The following is a 1595-nucleotide window of genomic DNA, read 5'->3' on the forward strand; positions in this document are numbered from 1 at the left end:
GGTGCCCCCCCCACCCAGCCTCACCCCCCCCCATTGCGGCCCCCCCCCCCCCCCGGCCCCCCCCCGGGGGCCCCCCCCCCGCGGGGGCCCCGCCCCGGTGGAGCGAACTGTCGACTCAGGCCTCGGCCGAGTCCTCCCGAAGGTTCTTCACCAGGTTCGGGTCGACCGGGACACCCGGGCCCATCGTGGTGGTCAGGATGACCTTGCGGAGGTACTTGCCCTTGGACGCGGACGGCTTGGCACGCAGCACCTCGTCGAGCACCGCGGCGTAGTTGTCCACCAGCTGGCTCTCCGTGAAGGAGGCCTTGCCGATGATCAGGTGCAGGTTGGAGTGCTTGTCCACCCGGAAGGTGATCTTGCCGCCCTTGATGTCCTGCACCGCCTTGGTGACGTCCATGGTCACCGTGCCGGTCTTCGGGTTCGGCATGAGACCGCGCGGGCCCAGGATCCGCGCGATCCGGCCGATCTTGGCCATCTGGTCCGGCGTGGCGATCGCCGCGTCGAAGTCGAGCCAACCACCCTGGATCCGGGCGACCAGCTCATCCGTGCCCACCTCGTCCGCACCCGCGGCGGCGGCCTCTTCGGCCTTCGCGCCGCTGGCGAACACGATCACGCGGGCGGTCTTACCGGTGCCGTGCGGCAGGTTGACCGTGCCGCGGACCATCTGGTCCGCCTTGCGGGGGTCGACGCCGAGGCGCATGGCGACCTCGACCGTGGCGTCGAACTTGACGTTGGTGGTCTCCTTGGCCAGCTTCACGGCCTCGGTGGGGGTGTAGAGCTTCGACCGGTCGATGACATCGGCGGCCTTGCGGTAGCTCTTGCTGCGCTGCATTGCTGATTACTCCTGTGGTCTCTGGCGGGCCGCTCGGCGCGAGCCCTCCCACGGTCGGGTCGAAGGCCGGGGCCGACGTCAGTCGTTGACGGTGATGCCCATCGACCGGGCGGTGCCGGCGATGATCTTCTCGGCCTGGGCGATGTCGTTGGCGTTGAGGTCGGCCATCTTCTTCTCGGCGATCTCACGCAGCTGGGCGCGGCTGACCGAGCCGACCTTCTCGGACTGCGGAACACCCGAACCCTTCTGCACACCGGCAGCCTTGATCAGCAGCCGGGCAGCGGGCGGGGTCTTCAGCACGAACGTGAAGGACCGGTCCTCGTACACGCTGATCTCGGCGGGGACGATGTCGCCCCGCTGAGACTCGGTCTGCGCGTTGTAGGACTTGCAGAACTCCATGATGTTCACGCCGTGCTGGCCGAGCGCGGGGCCGACCGGCGGCGCCGGCGTGGCCTGGCCCGCCGGCAACTGAAGCGTGAACGTCTTGACGAGCTTCTTCTTCGGAGGCATGTCACTTCCTGGGGCTTGGAGCTGGGAAAATGCGGCTGTCGCCGCCCTCGGGCGCGCACGGTCAGCGCGGTGCGACAGCGGCGACATTCAAGAGTAGCGCAGGCCGCAGCCCACTCGTCCGCCGAGGTCGAGCGAGAGCGCGTACGCCGACGTCGGGGGGGGGCCCCGCCCCCCGGCGCCCGCCCAGAAGCAGATTGGGGCCGGGGGGGTGTTGTGGTGCACCGGGGGGGACCCGCCCCCGGACGGACACCAC

Annotated in this window: 2 protein-coding genes; both read right to left on the minus strand. The window is 70.0% G+C overall.

Annotated features, from left to right (window positions below):
• Positions 1 to 115 precede the first annotated feature (115 nt).
• Positions 116 to 832, minus strand: coding sequence for a 50S ribosomal protein L1 (gene rplA / locus ABZU52_RS30155; RefSeq protein WP_354974337.1), 717 nt, complete (start codon positions 830 to 832; stop codon positions 116 to 118).
• 78 nt (positions 833 to 910) lie between these two features.
• Positions 911 to 1342 carry a 50S ribosomal protein L11 gene (rplK, locus tag ABZU52_RS30160; protein ID WP_124820953.1) on the minus strand — a complete coding sequence of 144 codons (432 nt, stop codon included), beginning with the start codon at positions 1340 to 1342 and terminating at the stop codon, positions 911 to 913.
• Positions 1343 to 1595: the final 253 nt, after the last annotated feature.

The sequence above is a fragment of the Micromonospora sp. NPDC005220 genome (genome assembly GCF_040607895.1).
Taxonomy (GTDB): Bacteria; Actinomycetota; Actinomycetes; order Mycobacteriales; family Micromonosporaceae; genus Micromonospora.